This is a genomic window from Caldimicrobium sp. SLHALR3 (assembly GCF_058692735.1).
The window spans coordinates 285,435-311,121 of sequence record NZ_CP182484.1 but is presented as its reverse complement, the minus strand read 5'-3'; the positions used below and the strand labels follow the sequence as shown (position 1 = coordinate 311,121).

The window sequence follows — 25,687 nt, the reverse complement described above, 5'->3', positions numbered from 1 at the left end:
ATTGCAATATTCAGGTTATGTTTTAAAATCTTGATTATGAAAAAGATAAGACTTTCTGAAAAAGAAATAGAAATCATAAAAAGGAGTGCCGAAGAAATTTTTGGTAAAGGAACGAAAGTGTATCTTTTTGGGAGCAGAACAGATCCTTCAAAAAGAGGAGGAGACATAGATCTTTACATTAAACCACAGGTTAAAGAAAATTTGTTTGAAAAAAGAATTAAATTTATAATAAAATTGTGGGAAATGCTTGGGGAGCAAAAAATTGATGTTATCCTGGAAAAAGACCCAGAAAGAGAGATAGAGAAAATTGCTTTAAAAGAAGGGATTGAACTTTGAGTGAAAAATATCAAAAATTTCTTAAAGATACCCTCAGACATTACGAAATTTTGCAAAAAGCTCTAAAAGAACTTGAAAAAGTTAAAAGTTTTCCTTTATCTGAAAAGGATGTAGTAGAGTTAAAAGAAAATTTGCAGAGTTTGAGTTTACTTGATACTATAGCTTATCGGTTTTCGAAATTGCAAGAAAGTATTGGAAAACTTTTAAGAGTTTATTTAGCACTAAAGGGAGAAGAAACTGAAGAGTTGTTTATGAGGGACATAATTCATCTAGCAGAAAAAAGGGGATTAGCTATTAATTGGGAAAAATGGGCAACCATGAGAGAACTTAGAAACACTTTAACCCACGAATATCCAGAGGAAGAAGGAGTAATTGCAGAAGCTTTGAATAAAGTAAATTCACTTATTTCAGAATTAAAATTGCTTATTTCCCAATTAGAAAGAGTAGAAGAAAGTTAGCTGTCAATGATTGTTTCCTTTTTATCTACTTTCAAAGGAGATTATAATTTTTTTCAATTTGAGCCCTTAAATAACAAAATTTTTGAGATTCTTTCTCAAGCGAAGGCTGTTATTTTTCCTCAAACCGTTTCTCCCGAAATTTATTTTTTTGTTAAAAATTCAGGTATTCCAGTTTTTCCGGAATACACATTTAGATTTCTTTATCCAGGTAAGATCGGTCAGATTATGCTTTTTAAACTTTTAAATCTTCCTCATCCTGAAACTATTATTGTGCCAAGACTTTGCGGGATTGAGGAAAATCCATATAAAAGAATTTTTAAAATCAACTTTCCCTGCATAATTAAAGGAAATTATGGAGATGAAGGTAAAGAGGTTTTTTTGGTGAAAAACGAAAAAGAGCTTGAAAAGATTTTTAAGGAAATTAAAACCTGGGAAAGAGAAGGAAGATTTGGCTTTCTCGTGCAGGAATATATAAATTGCGAATTTGATGCAAGAGCTTATGTTATTGGAGAAAAAATTTTGGTGGTTTTTAGAGAGGGTGGATTCAAAAAAAACATCTCTCAAGAAGGAAGGATAATTCCTTGCCCCAAAAAAGGACTTAAGAATAAAGTTCTCGAGCTTACTCGCAAAATTATAAGAAATACCCACTTTAATCTCGTTGCCATAGACTTTCTTTTTAAAAATGAAAATCCCTTAATAAGTGAGTTTAATTTTGTTTTTGGAAGAAGGGCAATAGGAGAAAAAAAATACGAAAATTATTTAAGAAAGGCTATTAAAGATTTTCTGGAAAAAAATACTTAAAAATGCTTGATATAAATTTTTTAAAAGAAATTTTTAAAAAACTTATAGATGAAAAAGTAAACTTTTGCGTAGTAGGAGGAATAGCTTTAAACTTGTACGGAATTGACAGAAAAACTTCAGATTTAGATCTTTTTATAGAACCTGAGAAAGATAATTTTAAAAAAGTTATTAAGTGCTTATATGATATCTTTCAAGACGAAGAATTGAAAGAAATTAAAGAAGAAGACATACAATATCAGGTTATCAGATATACTACGCCTGCAGGTTTTAATGTTGACTTAATAATGAAAGTTGGAGAAATGATCAATTGGGAAGAAGTAGAAAAAAATATAGAATGGATGGAAATAGAAGAGGGCTTAAAAATTCCTGTTGCAAGTATTAACTTATTAATAAAGATGAAAGAAGGAGCTTCTAAATTTCGTGAAAGGGATAAAGTAGATCTTTATTGGTTAAATCTTTTAAAAAAGATGAAAATTAAAAAAAATGATAAAAAAGTATAAAAGTTTTGAAGAAGCAGAAAAAGATTTGGAATTTTCTCTTAAAACCTTAAAAGAACTCGAAAAACTGTATCAGATTTTTGAAGCCTACGAAAAGTTTTTTAAAATTAAACCAAAGATAAAAAAGCAGGAAAAAAGAATAAGATTTTTCAAAACCTTTGAATCTGCTATAAAAGAAGAGGAGTGAACTTATATCTTAAAATATGAAAGAAAAAAGCTTTTTTGTAAAAACACTTGGATGTAAAGTAAATCAGGTAGAGAGTGCATATATCGTAGAAAGTCTAATTAAAGAAGGATTTTGTCTTTCTTCAGAAGAAAAAGCCCATACTTTAATTTTAAATAGCTGTATCGTTACAGAAAGAGCAGAGGCTGAAACTCGTAAGATTATTAGAAGGTGGCTTAAATTTGAACCAGAAATTGTTGTTCTTGCAGGATGCTATTCCCAAAGATTTGGAAAGGAGGCTTTAAAAATTGCCGAAAAATTTCTCAAAAACGGAAATACAAAGTTTTTAGTTTTAGGACAGAAAGAAAAATTTAAAATTGCAGAAATTTTAAAAGAAATTGAAAAAGAAAAGAGGGATGGTTTGGTTTTGGTTGAGGATATTTCAGAAGAAAAAATGTGTTTCCCCATAGTTTTAAGTAAATTTTTTAATCATTCAAGGGCTTTTGTTAAGGTTCAAGACGGATGCGATAGTTTTTGCAGTTATTGTATTGTTCCTTATGTAAGAGGTGCTCCAAGAAGTGTGCCTGCTGAAAAGGTTTTGGAGAGCATAAAAATTTTGGTTGAAAACGGATATGAAGAAATAGTTCTTACAGGAATTCATCTTGGAAAGTGGGGAGAAGACTTTAAACCAAAAAAGAAACTGACTGAACTTTTGTGGGAAATTGAGGAATATTTAAAATCTCAGGGAAAAGAATTTAACCTGAGGCTTTCATCTTTAGAAGTAAATGAAATAGATGAGGATTTTTTAGATTTTGTTAAAAAAACTCAATTTTTAGCTCCCCATTTTCACATTCCTTTACAAAGTGGTTCAAATCGTATTTTAAAGCTAATGAACAGAAATTACACCAAAGAGCAATATGTAGAAACCCTCCTCAAACTTTACAAAATATGTCCTCATGCAACTTTTGGGGCTGATGTAATAGTTGGTTTTCCAGGAGAAAAAGAAGAGGACTTTAGAGACACTTACGAGGTCTGTAAAAATTCACCTTTAAACTGGCTTCACATTTTCCCCTTTTCTCCTCGTTACGGAACACCTGCAGAAAAGCTCCCTGATAAAGTTTCTTCTAAAATTATAGAAGAAAGAAAGGAAATTTTAAAAGCTCTTTTCACAGAAAAAAGGAAAGAGTTTCTTAAAAATGAGATTGGAAAAATTAGAAAAGTGGTTCTTGAAAGATTTGACGAAAAGGCTGGTATGTGGAAGGGACTTTCTGAAAATTACATATCTACATTTGTAAATCTAAAAGAAAATAATGATAAATTAAGAAAAAAAATCGTTAAAGTAAATTTTACTGAATTTAAAGAAAATTATCTTGTTGGAGATTTAGTGAAAGATTTTAAGAATAAAAAGGCATATTGAAAACCTGAAAGAAGAGTGAAAAATATTACTGCATAAGAAAAAAGGAAAATAAAAAATTCGTTTATTGGTTTTATAAATAGGTTTATAAAGCATAAGAATAAAAATAGTAGTTGAAAAACTGTGCAGGTCTTACCAAGATATGTAGGCTTAAAATTTATTTGATCTGGATATTTTAAAAAAAGAATAGTTGCTCCGGACAGTATAGCTATATCTCTTCCTAAAATGATTAAAAGAAAAGTTAAAGATATATTTTTGTTTAAATAAAGTAAAACAAAGAGCATATTTATAAAAACTTTATCTGCAATTGGATCTAAAATTTTTCCAAGGTCTGTTTTTTGCTGGAATATTCTTGCTATATTTCCGTCAAAGGTATCGCTTAAAATAGCTGTTCCAATTAAAAAGAGTAAGATTTTGGGCTGAACCTTTTCTAACCAAAGAAAAGGAAAAATAAGTCCAAGTATCAATCTATATAAACTTAAAAGATTTGGCAATTTTAATAAATCCTTCCATTTTATTTGCATAAATTTAAATTATAGCTTAAAACCAAAAATTCGTAAATTTTTGCACCTCTTAAATACGCTTATAAAGGGAGAAAGGTTTAAAAGGTTTGAATTGGGAGTAAAATTAAAATTATGATTTTAGTTCATATTTGTTGCGGACCATGCAGTCTTTATGTAGTAGATTATTTTAGAAAAAATAATTTGTCTTTCGTAGGTTATTTTTACAATCCAAACATCCATCCTTATAGAGAATTTCGTCAGAGAATAAAAGCATTGGAAGAGGTTCAGAAGATAAAAAATTTTGACATTATTTGGGATAAAGAATACGGGCTTAGAAAATTTATTAGTGAATCCTTTATGCTCTGGGACAAACCAGGTAAAAGATGTGAAAGATGCTATTTTATGAGACTTTCGGCAACAGTAAAAAAGGCTTTGGAATTAAAAGCCTCAGCCTTTACAACTACTATGCTTTACAGCATCCATCAAAATCATACCTTAATAAAAGAAATGGCAGAAGATTTGAGCTATCGCTACAAAATTCCTTTCTTTTATGAGGATTTTAGAGTGGGTTATAAGGAAGGGCAGGAAGCTTCTAAAATTCTCAATATTTACAGGCAAGGTTATTGTGGATGCATTTTTAGTGAAGAAGAAAGATATTATAAGAAAAGAAGAAAAGAACTGATAAAAGATTTAAAAGGTTTAAAGGATTAGTGGTATTTTTTCACCTCATCAATGATAAAGGCTAAAGCTGAAAAAGCGGAATTTCTATGTCTTGCAAAAACAGCAATTGAGGTAACCCTTTCTCCTACCTTTAAAAAGCCAGTTGCGTGATAAATAACGACTTCTAAAAGGTCATACTTTTTGATAGCTTCTTCTCTTATTTCTTTTAGTTTTTCAATAACAATATCTTTTATTTCAAGCCCTTTAGCAGGGATTTTTTCTTCTCTTTTTAAATCATACTCTCTCACAAATCCATTAAACTCCACCATGCATCCGTATTTCCCTTTAAGACTTTCCGTTAAATCCTCTTTTTTGGTTAAATAGGAATTGTAATCTCTAAAAATCATAAAAAAACTTAAAAATCTGCTTTTATAAGAAGAACACCGCTTTCTTCAGCTTTTTTCTCTAACTCCCTTTTAACTTCAACTGCAACTACAACAGGAATTACTTCTTTTTTGAAAATAGTAGCTAAGATGTTACTTCTTTCTAAAGCTCTTTCTATGTCCTTTTCGTATAGACTATAACTGACTTCTACAGCCAAATAAACTTCTTTTTTGGTGTGTTTTAGTTCACCACTTATTATTAAATCAAGTTGAAAAACTGAAAGTCTTTGTTCTTCGGTAATTAATTTTTTATCTTCGGCTTCATCAAGGAGAGCTGATATTTCTTCAAAAGAAACAAGTTTACTTTTTCTCAATAACTTACCAAAATACGCATAATATTTTTCTCTTACAGTTCTTTCAAATTCTATGTCTTTTAAGTCTTTAGGATTGACTTTTATTAAATAAACTTGCTTTTGTTTTGTTGTAATTTTGTTCTCCAATTTAACTTATTCAAAAAATTTTTTGCTACTTAATTCCAATTTTTCTCATTTTTAAAATTTTCCAGTAAAGATAAGTATAAAGTAGGCAGAAAAAAATGCAACAAATTATGAGAAGTTTCGTATTATTCCAGAATAAAAGGGCAGGAACTATAGCAAAGGCATTAAGCACCCACAGAAAAACAGAGGTTAAAGGATTTCTTATTTCAGGCTCATACAAATTAAAAAGCCACTTAATTAAAATTTTATAAATCAGCATATGGAAGTGAAGTCCATCTGGTTCCATAGCAGATCTTTTTCTCAAGATTTTTTTTCGGTAAATAGAAAACAGGGTTTCGTATACTGGGTAGATGTTTACTGTTAGAGCAAACCAGGCTGAAACCTCAGGATGTTTGTAAACGAGAAGAATAACTGCTAATCCAATGAGAAAACCCGTAAAATAAGCCCCTCCATCACCTAAAAAAATTAATCCAAAAGGATAATTTAAAAGAAAAAAGCCAAGGAGCGCAAAACTTGCAGTTACGCAAAGTGTAGTGATTTCGTAGTCTCCGAGTTTATAGGCTACATAAGAAACTGCCATAAAAATCATCATGGAAACCATGCTTGCAAGTCCATTAAAACCGTCAACTATGTTTATAGCATTTGAAATCCCAGAAAGAGCAAAAACTGTAAATAAAAGAGAAAAAAGAGTTGTTTTTAAAAGAGCATCTACCAGAGGAATGTCTATACGAGTAATCTTAGCATTTAAAAGAAAAAAGGCTAAAACTCCTGCAACAATTAAAAAAAGCATTCTTATCTTTGGATGAAGTTTTCCCGTTATGTCTTCAGTAAAACCTGCTAAAAAGGCAGGAAATGCACATAAAATTAAAAGAGCATAATTTGAGGAAAAGGGTTCTTTTATTAAATAGGAAAGTAAAAGGGCAAGACCTATTCCTGAAAAAATGGCAAGTCCGCCAATTCTTGGAGTGGGACGGGTGTGAAAGGTCTGTGGTCCTACATGCAGGTGATCAGTGAGAAAAAAGCTGATTTTTTTGCTAAATACAATAAATATCAAACAAAGAAAAAAAGAGACAAAAAAGGCTAAACTTGCATACTTTAACATTAGTTAGCTAATTTTATTTATAAATATAAAAACCTTCTAAGTCACCCGATAACCTTTCGTGTTTTAAATTCTCAAAATTTTCTGAACCCACTTTAATTTTTTAAAAATTCTCTGAATAGTAAGTTTATCTAATTTTTTAAGATCCTCGATAGCCTCATCAAGAAACCGAACTTGATACATTAAAATGACTCAAAGCCGAGGTCTTTTGTGACCTTTTCTAAAGATAATCCTCTTTCTCCTGCGATTACTTTTTCTCTCTGTTTTAACAATCTTTTTCGGAATGTATCTTTTATTTTCAGCCCTTCATCAGGATCACCAAAAAGTTCTATTAATTTTTCTTCAATTGCATTTTCAATCAATGTCTTTAATTCTTCTTTCTCTATCTCTATTTCTATTAAAATTTTACCCATCAAACCCTCCCCGATATTACTTATTAAAAATTTTAATCTTAAAAAGCTTCTTTTCAAGCATTATACAATTTATTTATAAATTTCTAAATATTTTGCAATTACAATTTTTTCGTCAAATTCCTTTAATACTAAGGACCTTCCTTTTTCTCCCATTACTTTTCTTTCTTCAAAAGATAAATTTATCATCTTTTCCATAGCCATGGCTTCAAGAAGAACTCTTGGTGTGCCTTTTATTACTCCACCATTCCACTAAAAGAGCCATAAATATTCCAAAGAAGAGAGAAGACCTTGCCTCCTTCACAAATCTTAGCTTTCTCTTCCCCAATCGTCCTCAAATCTGACTATATCATCCTCTTCTACATATTTACCTGTCTGAATCTCAATGATTTCAAGAGAAGTCCTCAAATTAAAAGGTAGTTAATTATTTTTGAAGATATCTTCTATAATTTGCATATATCTTTTAATAATAATTTTTTCGTCAAATTCTTGCAGAGCTAATTCTCTTCCTTTTTTTCCAAATTCTTGCCTTTTCTCTTCAGGTAATTTTATCATCTTTTCCATAGCTTCATAAAGGGATTCTACATCTCTTGGTTTTACCATAAAGCCATTAACCCCATCTCTGATAACCTCTCTACAGCCAGGTGCATCCGTTGTAATAATGGGCTTCTCCATTGCCATAGCCTCAAGAAGGGTCCTTGGTGTGCCTTCTCTATAGGAAGGCAAAACCACGCAATCCGCTTGACATACATAAGGTCTCACATCTTTGGTCTCCCCAAGATACCTTATAATGCCTTCCCACTCTCTTAGCTTTTCTTCTGGAATTGCGGAAGGATTCCCTTTATCTAAAGCACCTAAAAGCCAAAGTTCTACATAAGGATATTTTTCTTTTATTCTTCTGCCAGCTTCTACATATTCCCCCACTCCCTTGTCCCAAAGAAGGCGAGAGACCATAAGAAAGATGAACTTATCTTTTTCTTTGGTTATGTTTTTGCAAAAATCTGGAGAGAAATACTCAACATTTATACCTTCACTTTTTAACAGAATTGTTTTTTGTGAATTAATTATGCTCCTTCTCACTAAAGTTTGCAAATCATCTTGATTTAAAAACATCACATACTTATTAAATTTAAAGACTATTTTATAAAGTGTGCTTACAAACTTTTCCAAAATACCACCCTTTACATAAACATATCCAAGCCCAGTTATTACGCTTACACACTTTATCCCAAGAAATCCACAAGCTATTGAGCTATAAATGTTTGGCTTTATGGTAAAGTTTATAACTAAATCCGGCTTTATCTTGCGATAAATTCTTATGTATTCCATCAAAAGCTTTAAATCCTTAAAAGGATTAGTCCCTTTTCTATCAAGATTTTTAATCTCATAATATTTAAACTCCTTTTTTAGATTTTCAGAAAACTCATCGTAAGGAGCAACCGCATAGACATCAAAGTCCTTTTCTTTTAAAGCTTTCATCAACCCCAGCCTGAAATTCCACAAAGACCAAGAGGTGTTAGAGGTAAGAACTACTTTCAAGGATTATCCCTCTTGATAAAGAACTTCTTTCCACTCTTTAATAATTTTATCCACATGAAAATCGTAAGCTCTTTTTAAAGCTTTTTCTGAGTATTCTTTTCTTAATTCTTCATCCTCAAGCATCTTCTTTATCACCTCTACCCAAAGCCTTTCCTTTTCCGTCAAAGGCTCAAAAGCATCTAAAAATCTATCCTCAAAAACAGGCATTAAAACTCCATAATCCGCAAATTCCGCCTTTTCGGTTTGATATCTAAAATCCGTATTTGGAGCCAATATCTCCCTTGGACCACTTTTGCAGTCAGAAGAAATAACAGGTACCCCACAAGCCATAGCCTCAACCAAAGCATTAGGAAAGCCTTCCCACAAAGAAGGAAAGACAAAAAGTTTTGCTCTTGAGACATACTTAAAAGGATTTTTCTTAAAACCAAGAAAATAAGTATCAAAATTATCACTCAATTCGTCCCTATCCCACACGAAAGTTTTAAGTCCAAGACTTTCAGATAGCTCAACGAGATAGCTTTTAAGCTCTCCTTCCCCAAGGATTAAAAGCTTTAGCTCAGGATAAGACTTTTTGAGTTCTTTAAAAATTCTCAAAAGATACCACTGACCTTTTTGTTTGGTAAGCCTTCCTGTGGTGATGATATACTGGGATTTTTCAAAAACTTTTTCTACTTGCTCTTTGGCTTTTTCTCTTATCTCTTCAATGGGATAGGGGTTATAGATGACTTTTATCTTCTCTACTGAAACTCCAAGATTTATTAAGCTTTCTTTTACTCCGTAAGATACTGCAATCACATAATCTGCTTTTGGATAAAGAAGTTTGGCAAGAACCTTATTTAAACTTCTAATTCCTTTATGTCCCGTTATCTGGTCCATACGAACAGAGATAACAGCTCTATGTTTTAGAAAAATCTTAGCAACCACATTTACAAAATTTGCCCTTTCAAGAAAGGACAAAATAGTGCTTTCTTTTTCAATACATTTTTTAAGTTTTAGCGCATAAAGAGGGATGTAGAGGATTTTCAAAATTGGGTTAGTGTTTTTAGTATGATTGCTTAAGAATTCTAAAGCTCCCTGATGGACAGAATAAGCAACATCTTTTTCAAGCAAAATGATTTTTTGAGGTTTTAGTCTTTCGTAAAGCCTTAGTGCTACCTTTTCTGCTCCCCCTCCTGCAAGAGAGTTTATAAGAAAATAGAATTCCTTCACATCCACCTTTCTCTCCACTGCTCAAAAACAAATAAAAGCCAGAGTTTATTGTGATTAACTCTCCTATCCTGAATATAATCATCAAGAAGCCTTTTAACTTCTGGAGGGTTAAAGATTCCCCCCTTTCTAATTCTCTCTTCGTTAAGATATTCCAAATAGAGTTCCTTTAAATCCTTCTTAAACCACTCGTATATTGGCGCTCCAAAGCCCTGTTTAGGTCTATCTATTAGCTCAGGTGGGATGTATTTATACAAAATCTTTCTCAAAAGATATTTACTCTTTCCATTTTTATACTTAAATTCAGAAGGAAGTTTGCTTGTCCATTCTACTATCTTGTGGTCAAGGAAAGGCTCCCTTCCTTCAAGGGAGACGCTCATAGTGGCTCTATCAACTTTAACAAGTATATCATCTACGAGATAGGTCTTCAAATCCAGAAGCATAAGAGAAGAATATGGGTCAAGGGAGTTAAGGCTTAAGAAATTTTCCCTGTAAGGTTTAAGACCAAGTTTTTGTAAGTCTTCCTCAAGGAAATAACTTACCGCAAGGTCGTATTGTTCAAGTAATGTATTAGCCTTTAAGACATTTCTGAGCTTTATGTATTTATCCCTAAAGTTGGTATATTTGGGAAGTATGGGCTTAAAGGCGTTGTAGAGTTTTAAAGCTAATTCTGGGCTTATGAGATTTAGAGTTTTTGAAATAATTCCTTTAAATGGTAATCGTGAAAGTTTATTTATTCTATCTATTATCATCCAGTATCTTGTATATCCGCAGAACTGCTCATCTCCCCCGTCAGCAGAAAGAGATACCTTTACCTGAGACCTTGCAAGCTTGGAAACTAAATAAGTGGGAATAGCAGAAGAGTCTCCAAAAGGTTCGTCGTAAATCTCTGGAAGTTTTGGGATTATCTCAAAGGCTTCTTTTGGGGTGCAGTATAGCTCCGTGTGGTCTGTTCCAAGATAATCCGCTACCTTTTTGGCAAAGGGTGCTTCATTATATTCCTTTTCATAAAAACCAATGGTAAAGGTTTTTATTTTTATTCCTTCCTTGGAAAGGAGGGCAGACACTGTGGATGAGTCTATTCCCCCACTCAAAAACATTCCTACAGGGACATCGGAGACAAGTCTTAATTTAAAGCTTTCCGTAAGAAGTGCTTCAAGCTCTTTCGCCAATTCTTCCTCTGACCTTTTTAGCCATTTTTCTCTTTCCCTCTGCCCTTCCATGAAGAAGTCTTCCACCTTCCAGTAAGCTTCCTTTCTTAAAGTTCCATCCTTTTCAAGGATAAGAAAGTGTCCGGGCTCAAGTTTGTAGGTATTTTTAAAGATACTATAAGGTGCAGGGATGTATCCGTATTCTAAGAATAGAGATAGTGCCTTTTCTTCAAGCTCTTTTTTAAACTTGGGGTGCTTATGAAAGGCTTTAAGCTCACTTGCAAAGATAAAAAGCCCGTCTTTGTAATAGTAATAAAGAGGTTTTACTCCCATTCTGTCTCTACAAAGGATTAACCTTTTTTCTTTTTTGTCCCAAATGGCAAAGGCAAACATACCTCTAAACTTATGAACCGCATTAAATCCCCATCTGTGAAATGCTTTAAGGATAACCTCTGTGTCAGAGTTAGAGATAAAGCTATATCCGTAGGTCTCAAGCTCCTTTCTTATTTCCTTGAAGTTATACACCTCGCCATTATAAGTAATAACAAAATTTTCAAATTCCATAGGCTGATGTCCAAGAGGAGAAAGGTCAAGGATAGAAAGCCTTCTATGTCCAAGGGCAAGAGGAAAAGATGGGTCTATGTAAAGCCCTGCATCATCGGGTCCTCCGTGGGTAAGGGTATCCCGCATGGATTCAATGATAGAATTTAGGTCGTAATCTTTTTTATAGTTAAAATCCAAAAATCCAACTATTCGGCACATTGTTTTATTGAATTATATTGTTTTGAATTTTTTAACAGAATAAACTTTCCATAAAGTAAATGAAAGAATCTTTTTGCTTGTAAGGGGCTTATAAGTAATGAGACTAATAAGTTTAAAATAAATGGGATATAATTTTTTTGACTTCTATAATTATTGGCTTTTACAAAATACTTTATGGAAAGATTATATAAGTATTCTGTTAATTTTGAATTTTTTAAAAATTCATAATACTCTTTTTCATTATAAAGTTCTTGTCCATATTTTTCTCTTTGTTTTTTTAGCTTAATAGCGAATAACATAGTTTTATATTGCAGTAGAGCTTTTCTTACAGAAATTTTTTGCTGACTTATTCTCCATTTTAGTAAAAATTCTGGCATAATATAAAGATTAAAACCGGAATCTATCGCTCTTAATATAAAATCATAATCCTCAGCATATTTTAATCTATACCCTTTCAAATCTTCATATAATTCTTTTCTAACCATCCATGTAGGATGGCAAAATATATTATGTCCACTTAATAGAACTTTTTGTAAATTCTTTCTATCTAAATTTGGTGGAGTAATACATCCAAATATATTACCATATTCGTCTATTTTATAAACCCAACTACTAACTAATGATATATCTTTGTTTTTATCTAAAAAATTAACTTGTTTTTCTAATCTATATTCTAATGCTATATCATCAGCATCCATTCTTGCAATATATTTACCCCGAGCAATTTTTAAAGCTTTATTTAGTGATTCTGTTAAGCCTATGTTTGCAGTATTTTTTATAAATATAATTCGTGAATCTTTATTTACATACTCTAAAATTATTTTCTCAGCTTCATGATTATTAGGTTCATCTAAAACTATAATAAATTCAAAATCTTTAAATGTTTGATTTAGAATAGATTCTATAGATTCCTTAAGCCACTCAATAGGTTCTCTATATACACTCATTATTACTGAAACAGTTGGATTTTTACTTTTTGACATTTCTCTTCCCCTGAAAATAAAGATTTATCCCATTCCCCTTAAGCTTTCCTGAATAAAGGGCAATTAGAGGTAGAAATATGAAAAATCTGGCTTTCTTTAAAACTTTCAAAATCTTTGCCTGAAAAGATGGTTTTATTTTTTCAAGGTCTTCTACTGCCACTGCACCTGCAAGTCTCTGATTGCCAAGGGCTTTTCCTTTTAGCCAGAGCTTAACTTTATCTAAACTTCCAAAAAATTTTTTCTCAAGATAGAGAGGAAGCTCCTCTTTTGGAAAGTCAGTTTTATAAACCTCTACATCAGAAAATCCACAGAGTTTGAAAGTGTTTTCCAAGGCTTTTGCAGAAAACCTGAGAAAGTGATGAGGAGGATTATCAATATATGAGATTATCCTTTGATATAGGTCTATTTCAAAATAACTCTCCCTATTTGGCACAGAACCACCTATATAGCCTTCGGGCTTTAAAAGTTCCTTTACCATCTCTAAAAATCTCTTAGGATTGTCCTGATGCTCAAGGACTTCAAAAAAGGTAATCACATCAAAGGTTAGGTTGTTTTTCTTGGCATACTCGTAAAACTCTTCAAGACTCATAGCAAACAGGGTATCCACTCCAAGAGATTTTTTGGCAGTTGCTATGCTTTTTGAATCAAAATCTATTCCCCAGACCTCAAAGCCGTGTTTTTGGGCTTCTCTTAAAAAGACCCCATCTCCACAGCCTATGTCAAGGAGTCTACCTTTTACAGCTTTGGGAAAGTGCGTAAAAAATTGCTGATGATGATATCCAATCCTTGACCTTATGCCCTCGTGAAAAGAGATATAACCTTCAAATACCTCACTTTCATAAAACTCAGGAATAATCTTTAGCGGTTCCCACCAGTGAAGCTCACAATTCGGGCACTCGTATTTTTTATATTCCTGATTGTTAAAAGGCGAGGTATAGGTCTCCGTGTAAGAGTTATCCTCTACCAAGGTTTCACATATAGGGCATTTAGGCATGAATTTTTCCTTTTGCACGATTTGTAGCTTTCTTAAGTTCTTTTTACCTGTTTCATTAGTATTTTAAAGATTTCTTATATTTCATGGTATGTTTAAATTAGAGGCATACTTATTCCTCTTAAATTTAAGATAAAATTACTTATAAATTTCTTCTCTCGAGCCTGCTTTTACTATATCTACTATATTATTATCAAAATCTATTCTAAAAATGATTCTATAATTCCCTATTCTTAACCTTAAATATCCTTCCCAATTTCCCTTCATCTTTTTAATATCTACTTTTTCTCCCTTAAGGAATTTAATAATTAATTTTAGTCTCTTCTAATAGTTTATTTTGTTCTAAAAATTTAAAAGCTTGTTTTCTATATACAAATTTCCACATTATAGATTAATTTCCTCTTCGTATTGTACTTCATCAATATCTGGAGCATTTCCAAAAAGTTTTTCAAGCTCTTCCTGTTCTTTATTATCTACATAAGGTAATAGATTCAATCTTAATGCCAAAAATTCTTTTCTTATTACTTCTTCAACTACTTCTTTAATTATTCTTTTTAGTTCCTCAGTGCTTATAATGGTTTCCATTTTGACCCCTCCTTTTTAATCAAGTAATGTCTTACCTTTTTCTCTAATAATAACTTCATTGGACACCGATTCTCCATTCTACAATCTTATGCTGAAGCTCTACAGAAGTATAATGATCTCGCAAATCTTTGAGTGCTCCTGCCCAATCAAATTTCGGCTTTTTCTTAGCTTTTCTCATTTTCTTTTCTAATAAAAACTCTATAAAATCCCTTACCTCACTCTGAAGTTCGGATGGCAATTTATCAATCATCTCTTTAAGAGTTTCCATTGGTTTATCTCCTTCAAATCTTTTTATAAAATATACCACAAGGAGAGGTAAAAAAATAAGCATGTTCCCTCACCAAAGACCTCTACGGCAAGGTCCTTGATGGCTTTTACTTCTCTTTCGGTAAGGCGAATCTTGGTATTATCACTCATTGAACAAGCTATATTTTTTCTAAAAGTTCTTTTGGTGTCTTTCGTCCAATATCCGTTCTATCAAAGTCGCTATCAAAACTTACGATAATAAGTCCATAAAGTTTTGCAGCTACATATTGATAGGCGTCATCAAAATCTAAATGGAATTTTCTCATAACATCTACAAGTGTATTCATGTCGTCAGGCTTAAGATGAATAATAGAAACAGCCCCCTCAATGAAAGCGTCACGGATAAATTGAAGGAAGACTTCACTTCGGTTCAATCTACTGAGAATTATACCAATAGAATGAAAAGTAAAGTCAGTTATAAACAACTGTTCCGAAGGAAAGTGAGCCAAAAAACGACCAACCTCTTCAGATTTTTCCTGATCTAATAGCCGTTCTAACCAAATATTAGTGTCTACAAGGTACATTGAATTAGTCACCACGCCATTCTAATGCCTTCTTTTGAAGCTCAAGTGCGGTATATTGCTCTCTATAATCTCGTAAAGCACCAGCCCAATCTTGGCGAAGCTTCCTTCCATACTTACGCTTTTGTCTTTCCAACAAAAACTCCACAAAGTCTTTTACTTCCTTTTGGAGCTCAGGTGGCAGTTTATTAATCATCTCCTTCAGCGTTTCCATTGATTTACCTCCTTTTAACATTTTTATAAATTATACCACACTTTATAGGCAATATCAGTCTTTTTAGCAATACATAGCTTTTACTCAAAAACCTCACTTCCGTAAAACTCAGGAATAATCTTTAGCGGTTCCCACCAGTGGAGCTCACAATTGGGGCACTCGTATTTTTTATATTCCTGATTGTTAAAAGGCGAGGTATAGGTCTCCATGTAAGAGTTATCCTCTACCAAGGTCTCACAAATTGGACATTTAGGCATAGTTTTCCCTCTTTTTTATAAGCATTATATACGAAACTCCACAGAGCATCAAGTAGGCTCCGAAGGTGCCAAGGCAAACACCCGTTATCCCGAGTTTTAAGATAATTACAAAAAGATAATTTAAAAGCCCGTTTGTTAAGACACCAAGAATTGAGGTTATAAAAACTCCTTTAAAGTCTTCTCTAATTTGAAAAACTCTATATAAAACGGGCCACAGGAACAAAAAGGGAAGGCTTAGTGCATAAAAACGAGTTGCTGTTGAGGTAAGACTTACATCTACTCGGGAGAAAGCTCCGTAACCAAAAAGAAGTCTTACAATAAGATCTGAGAATAAAAAGAGAATCAGGCTAACTGGCACAGTAATAAAAAGAAGTTTTTTAAGATAGAAATTTAGTTTTTCAAGACTCCCTTTGACCTCTGAAAGAGAAGTAATAGCCATGTGTTCAAATTTTAAAACTCCTCTCAAAGCTGAAGCAAATATAAATCCGTAGGTAAGGGCTGAAACTGCCTTTTCTCCAAGAAGAGAACCAAAAGCTCTGTCAACAAGAATATAAAGATGGAAAATTCCATAAAGAGCTGAAAGATAAAAAAAGTGCATTAATAGAGTTTTTGTAGTCTCGTCGTAATAAAACTTAAGGTGTATGAAATCTTTTGCTACAAAAAGCATATAAAGAGTAGCTAAAAACTGGGCTATGGATAGACTTGCAGGAATGATTCTAAAGTCTCTGAAAAGGTATAATCCGAGGGTTATTAAAAGGAAGGTTAAAAAGGAGAAGATAAGCTCACCTACGAAAAAGATGGTAAATCTTCTTAAGCTTCTTAAAACTGCTCCAAAGTGATGAAAAATAAAGTAAAAAAACAGGTAGGGAAGAAGGAGAAGATAAGAAATCTGGGTATAGGATAGAGCTTCTTTTTTAAAGCCGATAGGGATTTTAAGGACAAAGGGCATAAGAATTAAAGCCAGAATTAAGGATAAGCCTGCAAGGATGAGGGTAAAGGTAAAGAGAAGGGAGGCAAGGTGCTTAAATTCTTCCCACGATTTTTGTCTTGCAAAAACGAGATTAGGAACGCCGATGGAGTCAAAAACATCAGCAAAGATAAGGAAGATTCCAAGGAGAGAAAGAGCCATAAAAAAGCCGTCTGTTTTGTAGCTAAAGCCGAGAAGAACGGCAATGGCAACATTTTTGAGATAACCAAAGCCTCTGGCAAAAAGATTGATAAATGAGCTTTTAAGAACAGCCTCTAAAATTTTTTCTTCCTTGGAAAGAAAAAAAAGATTTTGGAATTTACTTATCAAGGTTTTAACCTTTTCAAAATTTCTTTTGTTTATACAGGTCTTTCGGGATTTTGACTTTAAAAGGTTTAGAACCTTTTTTAAGAAATATTATATAAGAAACTTGCAAAGACTCAAGTAGGCTTAGAGTTTTTGGCTTATTAGGATCTTTGAATATTCTAAGGCTAACTTAATATTTTTTGAGATTTCTTTAGTTTTCCACGGATATGTATAAGAAAATGTTGACATGTATTGTAAAAATATTTATAATAAAATTGGACTTTAATCCAAAATTAAGGCTAATTTTTATGGAGTATTTTCCGAGAAAAATTGAAAAAAAATTGGAAAGGTGGTTTGAAAAGGGGTATGTAATTCTTATAAAAGGAGCGAGACAAACTGGGAAAACTACGCTCCTAAAACATTTTCAAGAAAGGTATGGAGGTACTTACATATCTTTAGAATTTGAGGATCTTGCCAAGGCTCTCGTAAAGGATCCTCTTACCTTCGGAAAAAGATTTGTAGAAAAAAAGTATCTGTATATTGATGAAGCCCAGTATGTAAAGAATATTGGGAAATATATTAAAATTCTTCATGACTTTTACAAAGACAAGTTAAAAATAATTATTACAGGTTCTGGCTCCTTTGAAATTAAGGAAAATCTGGGAAAATATCTTGTTGGCAGAGCGGTCTATTTTGAACTTTTCCCCCTTTCTTTTGAAGAATTTCTATTGTGGAAAGATAAAGAGCTTCATAAAATTTTCAAAGAATATTTTAATGAGTTGCAAAACTTTTTATTTAAGGAAAGAGCTTTTAAAAAATTTATCTCTTTTGAAAAAGAATTTTTAAATTATTGGCAGGAGTTTATTATTTACGGTGGATTTCCTGCTATTGTAAAAGAAAAAGATAATGAAGCCAAAACTTTTCTACTTAAAAACTTACTTCAAACCTATCTTGAAAAAGACATCTTTTTCTTCTTGGGAGTGAGGGATTTAGAGAAATTTAGAAGCTTTTTAAAAGTTCTTTCTTATATGTCTGGCTATCTTTTAGAATTAAATAGCCTTGTAAAGGAAATTAAATTAGATTATAAAACTGCTATGAATTATTTAAATCTTCTTATCCACACTTATATAATTGACCTTCTTTCTCCCTACCATAAGAACCTTATAACTGAGTTAAAAAAAATTAAAAAAATTTACTTTTTAGACACAGGATTAAGAAACGCCATTTTAAACAATTTTTCTCTTTTTGATAACAGAACAGATAGAGGAGAGCTTTTAGAAACTTTTGTCTTTAGTGAATTGAAAAAGCTTGGATTGGAAATTAAGTTCTGGAGAACAGCGGGTAAAGCTGAAATTGATTTTATCATTTTTTCAGAAAAAGGTCTTATACCAGTTGAAGCTAAACTTACACCTGAAATAAAAAAGGGATTTTTAAGCTTTCTAAAAACCTATCATCCTGAAAAGGCATTAATGATCAGTTTAAATTTGGAAGAAATTGAATTAAAGAAAATTAATAATACCAAATTATTAATTTTTCCTTGTTTTTATTTTTAAATTTTTAACTTATTTTTTTCGATCTCAGAAAAATTCTCCATAGTGTCAAGAAGTTTGTGTATAAATTAATTCTTCTTTTGAAGTTGTTCTAAATTTTCTTTCTCTATCTCCGTATTTTGCCCTCCTGAGCTCCATAACTCATCTATGTATCTTTCAAAATTATGAACTTTTCTTCTCTCATATTTCATATTCATCTCTTCTATTACCAAATAAACCACCTTCTCAAGTGATAACTCTGTATGAAAGACCTCTATAACCAACGCTTGCCTCTTTACCTTCTTTATAAATCTCTCAAGAGCATTTGTAGTATAAATGTATCTCCTAAGACTTACAGGATACTTCAAATACGTCATAAGACTGTCTAAATCTCGCTCCCAGCTCTTTATTACTTCAGGATAAATCCTTCCCCAAATCCTCTTAAATCTCTCAAAGTTCTCCCTCCATAAACTCTCATTATGTGCCTCGTATATCCTCTTTAAATCCTCTGCCACTACCTCTCGGTCTCTCCTTCTTACCTTCTTCAAAGTATTTCGTACCTTGTGTAAAACACAACTCTGAAAATCGGCTCTCGGATACACTAAAGCTACTGCAGATTCAAGCCCTGGCAAATTGTCGGGAGCATTAAGCAATGGCTCTTTTAATCCTCTATCGTAAAGCTCTGTAAAAACTTCTTTCCAAACCAGTGAACTTTCACCACTTCCTCCTGATAAATAATAAGCTATGACTTCTTTTATTCACTTCTTGCAATCCCATCACTACATAAACAGACTCCTTTTCCACAATTCCGTTTCTTCTCAACTTAATAAAAAAAGCATCTACAAAAAGTATAGGATACCACTTGGTTATAGGTCTTTTTCAAATCTTCCATTTTCTTCTCCACAGCATCCGTTATTCTTGAAAGAGCTTGAGGCGAATATTTAATTCCGTAGAGACTTTCAAGAATTCGTGAGATATCTCTTTAGCGAACCACTTGAATACATAGCAATAATAAGTTCATCCAAAAAGAAAAAACGGTTTTTTTGATAGGGTTCTAAAAGAGAACTTCTGAAGTTATTAAGTCTCGTTCTGACTACCCTTAGGTCTTTAATTTCTCCAAGAGGTGTTTTCAAGTTTCTCTGGTAAAAAACCATTCCCTACATCTCCAAAATTTTCACAAAAGACTTTTCTTTTGCTGAATCATAAACTCAAGAAACTCCTTAATTTCTGATAAAATTTTTTCTAAGAGTTCCTGTTTTATCCTTTCTTTTTCTTTTGAGTGGTGTATAATATTTTTGGAGTTTTTGTAATGTTTTTGTTTCATATTTACCCTCCTGAGTGTGGTATTTTCTTTGGGGAGAACTCTCAGGAGGGCAACTTATATCATTCTTTAAAGATTTCAAGCTCTTTAGTTCATTCATTTTTAAAAATCCATTGCATACACAAAATTTATTATACTACCCTTGACGCTAAGTTTCATTTATCTAAAATTTAGAAATAGAAATAATTTTAAAAATTTTTTTAAAATTTTTTAATTCTAAAAAAGGAGTCAACTATGCGTAAACTAAGAAGAGATTGTCAGCTCCCCCTTCTTATTACATCAACCTTTTCAAAAATTCTTAATTATGAGATTTACAACGCAGTAAGATCTTTTCTTATAAAACTTTACATGAAGGAAATAAATACGGAAAGTTTTAAACTTGAAGACCTTTATTCCTATACTAAGCCAGGATTTTTTACTTTTCCAATTGTTGCAGGTTTTGACATTTATAACAATATAATTTCAGGGGAGTCTTCTTTGCTTGGAGTTATAAACTTCAAAGGGGAAAGGTATCTTATTTCCTGTTATTCAGTAGAAGAGAGATTTAATAACAATTACTTTCTTAGCATTTCTGGAGATATAACAGGAGATTTCAAACCTCAAGAACTTTCTGAAATTTTACTTAAAGAGGCTGTTAAACATTCTGGCTATTCAGGTAAAATTTTAAGAATGGTTTATGATAATCGTTCAGAAAGTGCAACTTTTAAAACTTTGCCTTTTCCAGAGATAACACTTGACGATATATATCTTAAAGATAAATCTGAACTTTATGATTTTATTTTGTCTGTAAAAGAAGCCAGAGAGGGTGTAAGATATCTTTTTGTAGGTGATCCCGGAACTGGTAAAACCGATACAATAAAGGCTATAATAGCGGAGTGTAAAAGAGTTAATAAAGATTTAACAGTATTTGTAGTTGATGCAGGAGGTAGAATTCCTCTTGAGGTCTTATTTGAATATGCTGAGATTTTTAGACCGGTTTTGGTTTGCATTGACGATATTGATTTAATTGTTGGTTCAAGGGAAAAATCATTGCGTTCAACTGAGCTCTCAACAGCCCTTCAAGCTCTTGACGGATTTATTTCAAAAGAAGATACATTCTTAATTGCAACAACTAATGATAGAGAACTTGTTGACTTTGCTCTTAGAAGACCTGGAAGGTTTGATTTAATTCTTGAATTTCAGCATCTTGAACCAGAGTTTTATCCTTCTATTGTTTTAAGAGAAACAGGAGATGAAAAATTAGCTTCAGTTTTTAAAGACGAAAGGGTTTCTCAAAGACTTGAAAGATTAAAAGCAACCGGTGCCTTTCTGGTAACCCTAGTAAAATACTTAAAAAGAGAAAGGTTTAATGAATCAAAATATGATCCTAAAACCGTGCTTGAAGTAATTGAAAAACTTAAGATTTCCTTTCATAAGGAGGTTAAAGCAAGAGAACAGCTTGGGTTTTAGAATACCACCATGAATACCAGCCTCTACTATGCTGATGAAGATTTAAAAAATGTTGAAAGAGAGATATACAAGTTAACCCTTTCCAAAGGTAATGTCAAATTAGATTCTCAGTTTTTACTTGAAAAGCTTTTTGAAAAAGGATTTTCTTTTGCACATTACGGTAAAAAAGAGCTTTTAAGAAAACTTATAAGGTATTTAAAGAGATATGTAAGAGAAACTCTGGAAAATTTAAAAAGCAAAAATTTGGATGAAAATAAAATTCTTAAGATAAGATTTGAAAATTTTCTCCTTCTTGAGCAAGCCTTAAGGGTCTCAACCAATGATTTATGGTTTTTCTATACTACTGGAGTAGATATAGCCCTTAAATGCATAAAAGATCCAAAAATAACAAACTTTCTTTCTGCGATACTTCTTGCCAGATATTATCCAACTTATGAAGAATTTAAAAGGTGGTTTTATCGCTTTGAAAACTTTGAAGAGGAAGAATATTATGAAGAATTTTATGAAGAAGAGTATAATACTTCAGAAGATACTGAGGAAGAAATTATAAAAGAGGATAAGGAGCTTGTTTTAAGGTTATTTATAGAAAATATAGAAAGGCGGTATACGGAAAAATATTTAGAAAAAATGAAGATTGTGGACGATGAAAGTATTATGGAAGAACCATACTATGACCGATTTTGTTATGCAATTGATAAAATCTTAAACGAATATGCTGACATAACAGAGGAAGAAATAAGAGAAATTTTAAGTAAGTTTAATGCAGATATTACGAAAGCACTTGATAGTGAACTAATTAAAGTTTTATACGAGATTCTCAGATATGCACTTGAAAGAATAATAAGTGAAGATGACTACATGAGAGAAAAGTTTGAAAATGAAAGTTTTGAAGACATGGATAAAGACTGTAAGGACTTTGAAGATATTGAATCAAAGGAGTGCCAGTTTGCTCGTATTCTTTACTACTGGTGTATTTCTGTAAGAGCGTTTATTCAAAGAGATTTTAAAGTATTCTCATTTCTGGAGGAAAGGGTTAACTTTAGCAATATAGAGAGAAAAATAATCGATTTTATCAAGAAAGAGCTTGAAAGGAGAAAAGATTACGAAAAAGAAAGACTTGCCGAAATTAGAAGAGCATTTAAAACAAAATCTAAAAGAAGGAGTGAAAAATGTTTGAGTTAAGTGTTAAAGCTCTTGGTGAACTCAGATTAGAGGATTTTTGTCCAAGATGTTTCTGGCTTAAGTATCATTATCCTATAGAAGATAGACATCCTCATTATATACATTTTCCGCGCATATTTACGGATATTGATTCGTATATTAAAAATATTATAAAATTGGCTTTTGAAGGCTATAGATTATTTTCCTGGTTGAGAGATCTTAAAGAAACTTATAATATAGTTGGAGTAAGGAAAAGTAAAAAATTTACAACTAAATTAGGGAATATTAATCTTACAGGTCAGCCAGATATGATTTTTCGTCTTGAAGATGGAGAGATTTTTATTGTTGACTTTAAGACCGCAAAGTTTACAGAGACTCAGGAAAAACTTTTTCCACTTTATGAAGTGCAGTTAAACGGCTATGCCTTTCTTGCGGAAAGAAATGGTTTAAATGTTAAACACCTTGCCTTAATTTATTTTGAGCCAATTACTAACTTTGAACACCCTTTTTATAAACCTGAGCTTAATGAAGAATGTCTTGTTTTATCCTTTGATTTTAAGGTAAAAGAAGTTGAAAAATGGGATAAAGAGGAAATTATAAAACTTATAAGGAAAGCGGAAAGTATTCTTTCAGAGAAAGAGCCACCAGTGGGCTTACCAGACTGCCCAAAATGTGTAGAATTCAATAATTGGATGAGAAGAATTTGGGAGAAAATGAGGTAAGAAGAATTTTGATTGGAAAATAAAAAGAGGAGGTTGAGCCATGGATAAAGAAATAACCTTAACTTCTGAACAATTAAACCTTTTGGAGAAATTTTTACCAGACTTTTTGTTTTATACACAAAGTGACGAATTCATAAAACATATGGAAAAAGTTGAGGAAAAAAAGAAATTTTTTCAAAAAGAGCTACCTTTAAAATTAAACCAGCTTACTGAACCTGATATAGAAAGAATTGTAGAAATGCTTTGGGCTTTTTCTTCTACATGGACAAATATAGGTTATATTGCTAAGAGGATAATAGATGAGAATGGTTTAGAGAAGCTGATTGAATATTTTAAAAAAAAATTATGAATTTAAAGATACTCCAGAAGATGCTTATGAACTTTTTCTAACTTCTGTTAAGCGTTGGGGACCTGCTGCTATAACAGAATTACTATCTTACATTTATCCTGATAAATGTGGAATATGGAATAAAAAGACCCAAAAAGCATTAGAAATTCTTAAAATTGAATCAATTCCTACTCAAAAATATAAAATTTCAAAAGAAGAATACAAAAAACTTAATGAAATTTTAAAAACAATCAAAAGCAAATTAGAAAGTGATCTAAATAAAGAAATTGATTTGTTATTTGTAGATGTTTTTCTATACTACATAGTAGAGTACCATCAATTTGAGCCTTCTAAAAAACCTAAAGAAATTTTAGAATTTGATCACGACGAAATAAAGGACATTATTGAAAGAATAGGAAATATCTTAGGATTTGACACAGAAACTGAAGTAAATATTGCACCTGGTGCTAGGGTAGATGTAATCTGGAAAGCCAAGATCGGAAATCTCGGTCAAGTAAAATATGTTTTTGAAGTTCATAAAAGTGGTTCGATTGATAGTTTAATTTTAAATTTACAAAAAGCGCTAAACGATCCTCATGTTCAAAAAGTTATAGCTGTTTCTGATAGCCATAATTTGAAACAAGTAGAAAAAGAATGTGAAGGATTACCTGAACAATTTAGAAAAGTATTAAAGTTATGGGATGTTACCGATGTTTTAAAAACAGCTGAATCTTTAGAAGATGCAATAAGTATTATAAGAAAACTTGGTTTCTAGAAGAATTATTTTAAGTAATATTGAAGTAAAAAATTGAATAGCATAAATTTAATTATTAATTTTACCCAAATTTCTAACTATCAAAACCTTAAAGAATACTTAACGATAATCACTTCTTATCCCCACCGTCTTATTGGTGGGGTTGCTGTTTCTTTTTATGTGCCTGAAAGAATGCCCACCCCAGGTGACCTTGATCTTCTTTTAGACCCTGAAGACCTGATAAAAATTGCAGGGGCTCTTGAGGAAAAGGGATGGAAAGTAGTAAAGTCAGGATACTGGACTATTTTTGAACATTACATTGCAAGTAAAGATTCAGAAGAATTTGATATACTTTTGAATGAGGAATTTTTGCATAAATCCGATTACAGAGTAGCTACTTGGGAAGGGTTAAAACTAAAAATTCTCTCACCAGAATGGTTAATTCTCAACAAAATGATTGCGGGAAGAGAAAAGGATCAAAGGGATATCGAGTTGTTAATAAAGTCTTTGCGTTATGATCTTAAAAAACTTGAAAAAATTATAAGGGAAGAACTTGGAGAAGAGGGTTTAATTGATTTACAGGGGTTTTTATACCAATATGCTTCTTAACCTTTCCTTTCTTTTTCATTGATCCTTTTATTCCATAATCCCCAAAAGCTTTACTAAATTCCTATGCATAAAAAATATTTTTGTTCTCTTGAAAAGAGAACGGAAGAGTTATGTTTCAATTCCTTACAAATAGGTTCGCAACACTTAAGTTTTTATAAAGTTTATTTAGTTTTTCTCACTCTAATTTTATCTTCTTCAATAACTATAAAATTATTTTCTAATTCTATATTAAAAAGTAAAAGTTTTAAAAACTTTTCAATAGGTAATTAATATCTTTAGATTTTACTCTGAACAAATTATACCTTTAACATCAATTTTCCTTCGGAATACCATTTCGCCAAAATCTTTATCAAAAGTGACAATTATAGCATCTTCTTTTTGAGCTAATTCAACTACTTCTTCGTCAGTCATATCCTTATAATACTCATCAATTCTTATAAAATCATATCCAGTATTTCTTAATTTTTCAATTAATTCAATTGGGACATTCTCATCAGCAACAAATTTCATAAATTATATACTTTTTCATTTCTAACTAATTCAAGAAAATATTCAATTGCAGCCAAAATATCTTCTTTAGTAAGTTGAGGATAATTTTTTAAAATTTCCTCATAACTCCACCCATTAGCCAGCAATTCAAGAATGAACTCTACTGAAATTCTAGTTCCTTTAATTATAGGTTTCCCCAATAAAATTTTAGAATTTATTTCTATTCTCTCTTTATACATATAAATTCACCTTCCCTTTGATTGCTTTAAAAATTTAAAATAGAAACCAACCTCTTAAAAAGGTTAATCTAAAAATA

General features: G+C 31.7%; 40 protein-coding genes. 14 read left to right on the top strand and 26 right to left on the bottom strand.

All coding sequences use genetic code 11. The annotated features are described in order from the left end of the window. Positions 1-36: 36 nt before the first annotated feature. From ACLGLP_RS01725 to mtaB, 6 genes are read left to right on the top strand one after another with little or no spacing between them, the layout of a single operon-like run. Positions 37-336, top strand: a complete 300-nt coding sequence (locus tag ACLGLP_RS01725; protein WP_492113217.1) for a nucleotidyltransferase domain-containing protein — start codon at positions 37-39, stop codon at positions 334-336. Beyond that, on the top strand, positions 333-794 hold the full coding sequence (locus tag ACLGLP_RS01720) for a nucleotidyltransferase substrate binding protein (protein WP_492113216.1): 462 nt from the start codon (positions 333-335) through the stop codon (positions 792-794). The genes ACLGLP_RS01725 and ACLGLP_RS01720 overlap by 4 nt, the downstream gene beginning before the upstream one ends. Positions 795-800: 6 nt before the next feature. Continuing rightward, the gene (locus tag ACLGLP_RS01715) at positions 801-1,595 is read left to right on the top strand and encodes an ATP-grasp domain-containing protein (RefSeq protein WP_492113215.1); all 795 of its coding nucleotides are present in this window, start codon (positions 801-803) and stop codon (positions 1,593-1,595) included. A 2-nt stretch (positions 1,596-1,597) separates the two neighbouring features. Continuing rightward, entirely contained in the window at positions 1,598-2,095 is a 498-nt protein-coding gene (locus ACLGLP_RS01710; protein ID WP_492113214.1) for a nucleotidyl transferase AbiEii/AbiGii toxin family protein, read from the top strand. Beyond that, a complete protein-coding gene (locus ACLGLP_RS01705) occupies positions 2,079-2,279 on the top strand; it encodes a hypothetical protein (RefSeq protein WP_492113213.1) in 201 nt (66 codons plus the stop codon). The genes ACLGLP_RS01710 and ACLGLP_RS01705 overlap by 17 nt, the downstream gene beginning before the upstream one ends. 16 nt (positions 2,280-2,295) lie before the next feature. Continuing rightward, complete coding sequence (gene mtaB, locus ACLGLP_RS01700) at positions 2,296-3,672, top strand: tRNA (N(6)-L-threonylcarbamoyladenosine(37)-C(2))-methylthiotransferase MtaB (RefSeq protein ID WP_492113212.1); 1,377 nt, start codon at positions 2,296-2,298, stop codon at positions 3,670-3,672. On the opposite strand, the gene ACLGLP_RS01695 is transcribed toward mtaB, so the two are convergent. Then, the gene (locus ACLGLP_RS01695) at positions 3,621-4,193 is read right to left on the bottom strand and encodes a CDP-alcohol phosphatidyltransferase family protein (protein WP_492113211.1); all 573 of its coding nucleotides are present in this window, start codon (positions 4,191-4,193) and stop codon (positions 3,621-3,623) included. The genes mtaB and ACLGLP_RS01695 overlap by 52 nt on opposite strands. Positions 4,194-4,304: 111 nt before the next feature. On the opposite strand from ACLGLP_RS01695, the gene ACLGLP_RS01690 reads away from it, so the two are divergent. Further along, on the top strand, positions 4,305-4,883 hold the full coding sequence (locus ACLGLP_RS01690) for an epoxyqueuosine reductase QueH (protein ID WP_492113210.1): 579 nt from the start codon (positions 4,305-4,307) through the stop codon (positions 4,881-4,883). On the opposite strand, the gene ACLGLP_RS01685 is transcribed toward ACLGLP_RS01690, so the two are convergent. From ACLGLP_RS01685 to ACLGLP_RS01595, 19 genes are all read right to left on the bottom strand, one after another. Continuing rightward, positions 4,880-5,239: a molybdenum cofactor biosynthesis protein MoaE gene (locus ACLGLP_RS01685; RefSeq protein ID WP_492113209.1), complete on the bottom strand. Its 360-nt coding sequence runs from the start codon at positions 5,237-5,239 to the stop codon at positions 4,880-4,882. The two genes, ACLGLP_RS01690 and ACLGLP_RS01685, sit on opposite strands and share 4 nt — an antisense overlap. Before the next feature lie 8 nt (positions 5,240-5,247). Continuing rightward, the gene (locus tag ACLGLP_RS01680; RefSeq protein ID WP_492113208.1) at positions 5,248-5,715 is read right to left on the bottom strand and encodes a hypothetical protein; all 468 of its coding nucleotides are present in this window, start codon (positions 5,713-5,715) and stop codon (positions 5,248-5,250) included. A 25-nt stretch (positions 5,716-5,740) separates the two neighbouring features. Then, positions 5,741-6,814 carry a glycosyltransferase family 4 protein gene (locus ACLGLP_RS01675; RefSeq protein WP_492113207.1) on the bottom strand — a complete coding sequence of 358 codons (1,074 nt, stop codon included), beginning with the start codon at positions 6,812-6,814 and terminating at the stop codon, positions 5,741-5,743. 63 nt (positions 6,815-6,877) lie between these two features. After that, on the bottom strand, positions 6,878-6,994 hold the full coding sequence (locus ACLGLP_RS01670; protein WP_492113206.1) for a type II toxin-antitoxin system RelE family toxin: 117 nt from the start codon (positions 6,992-6,994) through the stop codon (positions 6,878-6,880). Further along, entirely contained in the window at positions 6,994-7,224 is a 231-nt protein-coding gene (locus ACLGLP_RS01665; protein WP_492113205.1) for a hypothetical protein, read from the bottom strand. Before ACLGLP_RS01665 ends, ACLGLP_RS01670 begins: the two co-directional genes overlap by 1 nt. A 69-nt stretch (positions 7,225-7,293) precedes the next feature. Continuing rightward, positions 7,294-7,419, bottom strand: coding sequence for a hypothetical protein (locus ACLGLP_RS01660; protein ID WP_492113204.1), 126 nt, complete (start codon positions 7,417-7,419; stop codon positions 7,294-7,296). Positions 7,420-7,530: 111 nt separating this feature from the next. Further along, positions 7,531-7,629, bottom strand: coding sequence for a hypothetical protein (locus ACLGLP_RS01655; protein ID WP_492113203.1), 99 nt, complete (start codon positions 7,627-7,629; stop codon positions 7,531-7,533). Between the two features lie 12 nt (positions 7,630-7,641). Next, complete coding sequence (locus ACLGLP_RS01650; RefSeq protein ID WP_492113202.1) at positions 7,642-8,760, bottom strand: glycosyltransferase family 4 protein; 1,119 nt, start codon at positions 8,758-8,760, stop codon at positions 7,642-7,644. 3 nt (positions 8,761-8,763) lie between these two features. Next, on the bottom strand, positions 8,764-9,969 hold the full coding sequence (locus ACLGLP_RS01645) for a glycosyltransferase (protein ID WP_492113201.1): 1,206 nt from the start codon (positions 9,967-9,969) through the stop codon (positions 8,764-8,766). Continuing rightward, positions 9,966-11,879, bottom strand: coding sequence for an asparagine synthase (glutamine-hydrolyzing) (asnB, locus tag ACLGLP_RS01640; protein WP_492113200.1), 1,914 nt, complete (start codon positions 11,877-11,879; stop codon positions 9,966-9,968). The genes ACLGLP_RS01645 and asnB overlap by 4 nt, the downstream gene beginning before the upstream one ends. Then, a complete protein-coding gene (locus ACLGLP_RS01635) occupies positions 11,867-12,862 on the bottom strand; it encodes a glycosyltransferase (RefSeq protein WP_492113199.1) in 996 nt (331 codons plus the stop codon). The genes asnB and ACLGLP_RS01635 overlap by 13 nt, the downstream gene beginning before the upstream one ends. Then, on the bottom strand, positions 12,849-13,856 hold the full coding sequence (locus ACLGLP_RS01630; protein ID WP_492113198.1) for a class I SAM-dependent methyltransferase: 1,008 nt from the start codon (positions 13,854-13,856) through the stop codon (positions 12,849-12,851). The genes ACLGLP_RS01635 and ACLGLP_RS01630 overlap by 14 nt, the downstream gene beginning before the upstream one ends. A gap of 135 nt (positions 13,857-13,991) precedes the next feature. Then, positions 13,992-14,159 (bottom strand): type II toxin-antitoxin system RelE family toxin, encoded by a 168-nt coding sequence (locus ACLGLP_RS01625; protein WP_492113721.1) that lies wholly within the window; start codon positions 14,157-14,159, stop codon positions 13,992-13,994. Between the two features lie 78 nt (positions 14,160-14,237). Then, the gene (locus ACLGLP_RS01620) at positions 14,238-14,438 is read right to left on the bottom strand and encodes a hypothetical protein (protein WP_492113197.1); all 201 of its coding nucleotides are present in this window, start codon (positions 14,436-14,438) and stop codon (positions 14,238-14,240) included. Between the two features lie 55 nt (positions 14,439-14,493). Next, positions 14,494-14,769: a DUF2281 domain-containing protein gene (locus ACLGLP_RS01615; protein ID WP_492113196.1), complete on the bottom strand. Its 276-nt coding sequence runs from the start codon at positions 14,767-14,769 to the stop codon at positions 14,494-14,496. Between the two features lie 94 nt (positions 14,770-14,863). Then, complete coding sequence (locus ACLGLP_RS01610; RefSeq protein ID WP_492113195.1) at positions 14,864-15,268, bottom strand: type II toxin-antitoxin system VapC family toxin; 405 nt, start codon at positions 15,266-15,268, stop codon at positions 14,864-14,866. 4 nt (positions 15,269-15,272) lie between these two features. Further along, on the bottom strand, positions 15,273-15,479 hold the full coding sequence (locus tag ACLGLP_RS01605) for a DUF2281 domain-containing protein (RefSeq protein WP_492113194.1): 207 nt from the start codon (positions 15,477-15,479) through the stop codon (positions 15,273-15,275). A gap of 80 nt (positions 15,480-15,559) precedes the next feature. Next, positions 15,560-15,736: a hypothetical protein gene (locus ACLGLP_RS01600; RefSeq protein ID WP_492113193.1), complete on the bottom strand. Its 177-nt coding sequence runs from the start codon at positions 15,734-15,736 to the stop codon at positions 15,560-15,562. Further along, entirely contained in the window at positions 15,729-17,033 is a 1,305-nt protein-coding gene (locus ACLGLP_RS01595; RefSeq protein ID WP_492113192.1) for a lipid II flippase MurJ, read from the bottom strand. The genes ACLGLP_RS01600 and ACLGLP_RS01595 overlap by 8 nt, the downstream gene beginning before the upstream one ends. A gap of 284 nt (positions 17,034-17,317) precedes the next feature. Here ACLGLP_RS01595 and ACLGLP_RS01590 point away from each other — a divergent pair, with 284 nt between their 5' ends. Further along, positions 17,318-18,562 (top strand): ATP-binding protein, encoded by a 1,245-nt coding sequence (locus tag ACLGLP_RS01590; RefSeq protein ID WP_492113191.1) that lies wholly within the window; start codon positions 17,318-17,320, stop codon positions 18,560-18,562. A 65-nt stretch (positions 18,563-18,627) separates the two neighbouring features. On the opposite strand, the gene ACLGLP_RS01585 is transcribed toward ACLGLP_RS01590, so the two are convergent. The 4 genes from ACLGLP_RS01585 to ACLGLP_RS01570 all read right to left on the bottom strand — a co-directional run bounded on the left by ACLGLP_RS01585 (position 18,628) and on the right by ACLGLP_RS01570 (position 19,862). Further along, positions 18,628-19,284, bottom strand: coding sequence for an IS256 family transposase (locus tag ACLGLP_RS01585; protein WP_492113720.1), 657 nt, complete (start codon positions 19,282-19,284; stop codon positions 18,628-18,630). Beyond that, positions 19,253-19,408 (bottom strand): transposase, encoded by a 156-nt coding sequence (locus tag ACLGLP_RS01580; protein ID WP_492113719.1) that lies wholly within the window; start codon positions 19,406-19,408, stop codon positions 19,253-19,255. The genes ACLGLP_RS01585 and ACLGLP_RS01580 overlap by 32 nt, the downstream gene beginning before the upstream one ends. An 89-nt stretch (positions 19,409-19,497) precedes the next feature. Then, a complete protein-coding gene (locus ACLGLP_RS01575) occupies positions 19,498-19,692 on the bottom strand; it encodes a transposase (protein ID WP_492113190.1) in 195 nt (64 codons plus the stop codon). Between the two features lie 20 nt (positions 19,693-19,712). Then, positions 19,713-19,862: a hypothetical protein gene (locus ACLGLP_RS01570; protein WP_492113189.1), complete on the bottom strand. Its 150-nt coding sequence runs from the start codon at positions 19,860-19,862 to the stop codon at positions 19,713-19,715. A gap of 231 nt (positions 19,863-20,093) precedes the next feature. On the opposite strand from ACLGLP_RS01570, the gene ACLGLP_RS01565 reads away from it, so the two are divergent. From ACLGLP_RS01565 to ACLGLP_RS01540, 6 genes are read left to right on the top strand one after another with little or no spacing between them, the layout of a single operon-like run. After that, complete coding sequence (locus ACLGLP_RS01565; RefSeq protein ID WP_492113188.1) at positions 20,094-21,308, top strand: ATP-binding protein; 1,215 nt, start codon at positions 20,094-20,096, stop codon at positions 21,306-21,308. Between the two features lie 9 nt (positions 21,309-21,317). Beyond that, positions 21,318-22,490, top strand: coding sequence for a hypothetical protein (locus ACLGLP_RS01560; RefSeq protein ID WP_492113187.1), 1,173 nt, complete (start codon positions 21,318-21,320; stop codon positions 22,488-22,490). Beyond that, positions 22,478-23,191, top strand: coding sequence for a CRISPR-associated protein Cas4 (locus tag ACLGLP_RS01555; protein WP_492113186.1), 714 nt, complete (start codon positions 22,478-22,480; stop codon positions 23,189-23,191). Before ACLGLP_RS01560 ends, ACLGLP_RS01555 begins: the two co-directional genes overlap by 13 nt. A 40-nt stretch (positions 23,192-23,231) precedes the next feature. Further along, positions 23,232-23,540: a hypothetical protein gene (locus tag ACLGLP_RS01550; RefSeq protein ID WP_492113185.1), complete on the top strand. Its 309-nt coding sequence runs from the start codon at positions 23,232-23,234 to the stop codon at positions 23,538-23,540. Further along, a complete protein-coding gene (locus tag ACLGLP_RS01545) occupies positions 23,515-24,294 on the top strand; it encodes a hypothetical protein (RefSeq protein ID WP_492113184.1) in 780 nt (259 codons plus the stop codon). The genes ACLGLP_RS01550 and ACLGLP_RS01545 overlap by 26 nt, the downstream gene beginning before the upstream one ends. Before the next feature lie 33 nt (positions 24,295-24,327). Next, positions 24,328-24,882, top strand: coding sequence for a DUF6036 family nucleotidyltransferase (locus ACLGLP_RS01540; RefSeq protein ID WP_492113183.1), 555 nt, complete (start codon positions 24,328-24,330; stop codon positions 24,880-24,882). 282 nt (positions 24,883-25,164) lie between these two features. Here ACLGLP_RS01540 and ACLGLP_RS01535 read toward each other — a convergent pair whose 3' ends face one another. Then, on the bottom strand, positions 25,165-25,392 hold the full coding sequence (locus ACLGLP_RS01535; protein WP_492113182.1) for a DUF5615 family PIN-like protein: 228 nt from the start codon (positions 25,390-25,392) through the stop codon (positions 25,165-25,167). After that, positions 25,389-25,610, bottom strand: coding sequence for a DUF433 domain-containing protein (locus ACLGLP_RS01530; protein WP_492113181.1), 222 nt, complete (start codon positions 25,608-25,610; stop codon positions 25,389-25,391). Before ACLGLP_RS01530 ends, ACLGLP_RS01535 begins: the two co-directional genes overlap by 4 nt. Positions 25,611-25,687 lie beyond the last annotated feature (77 nt).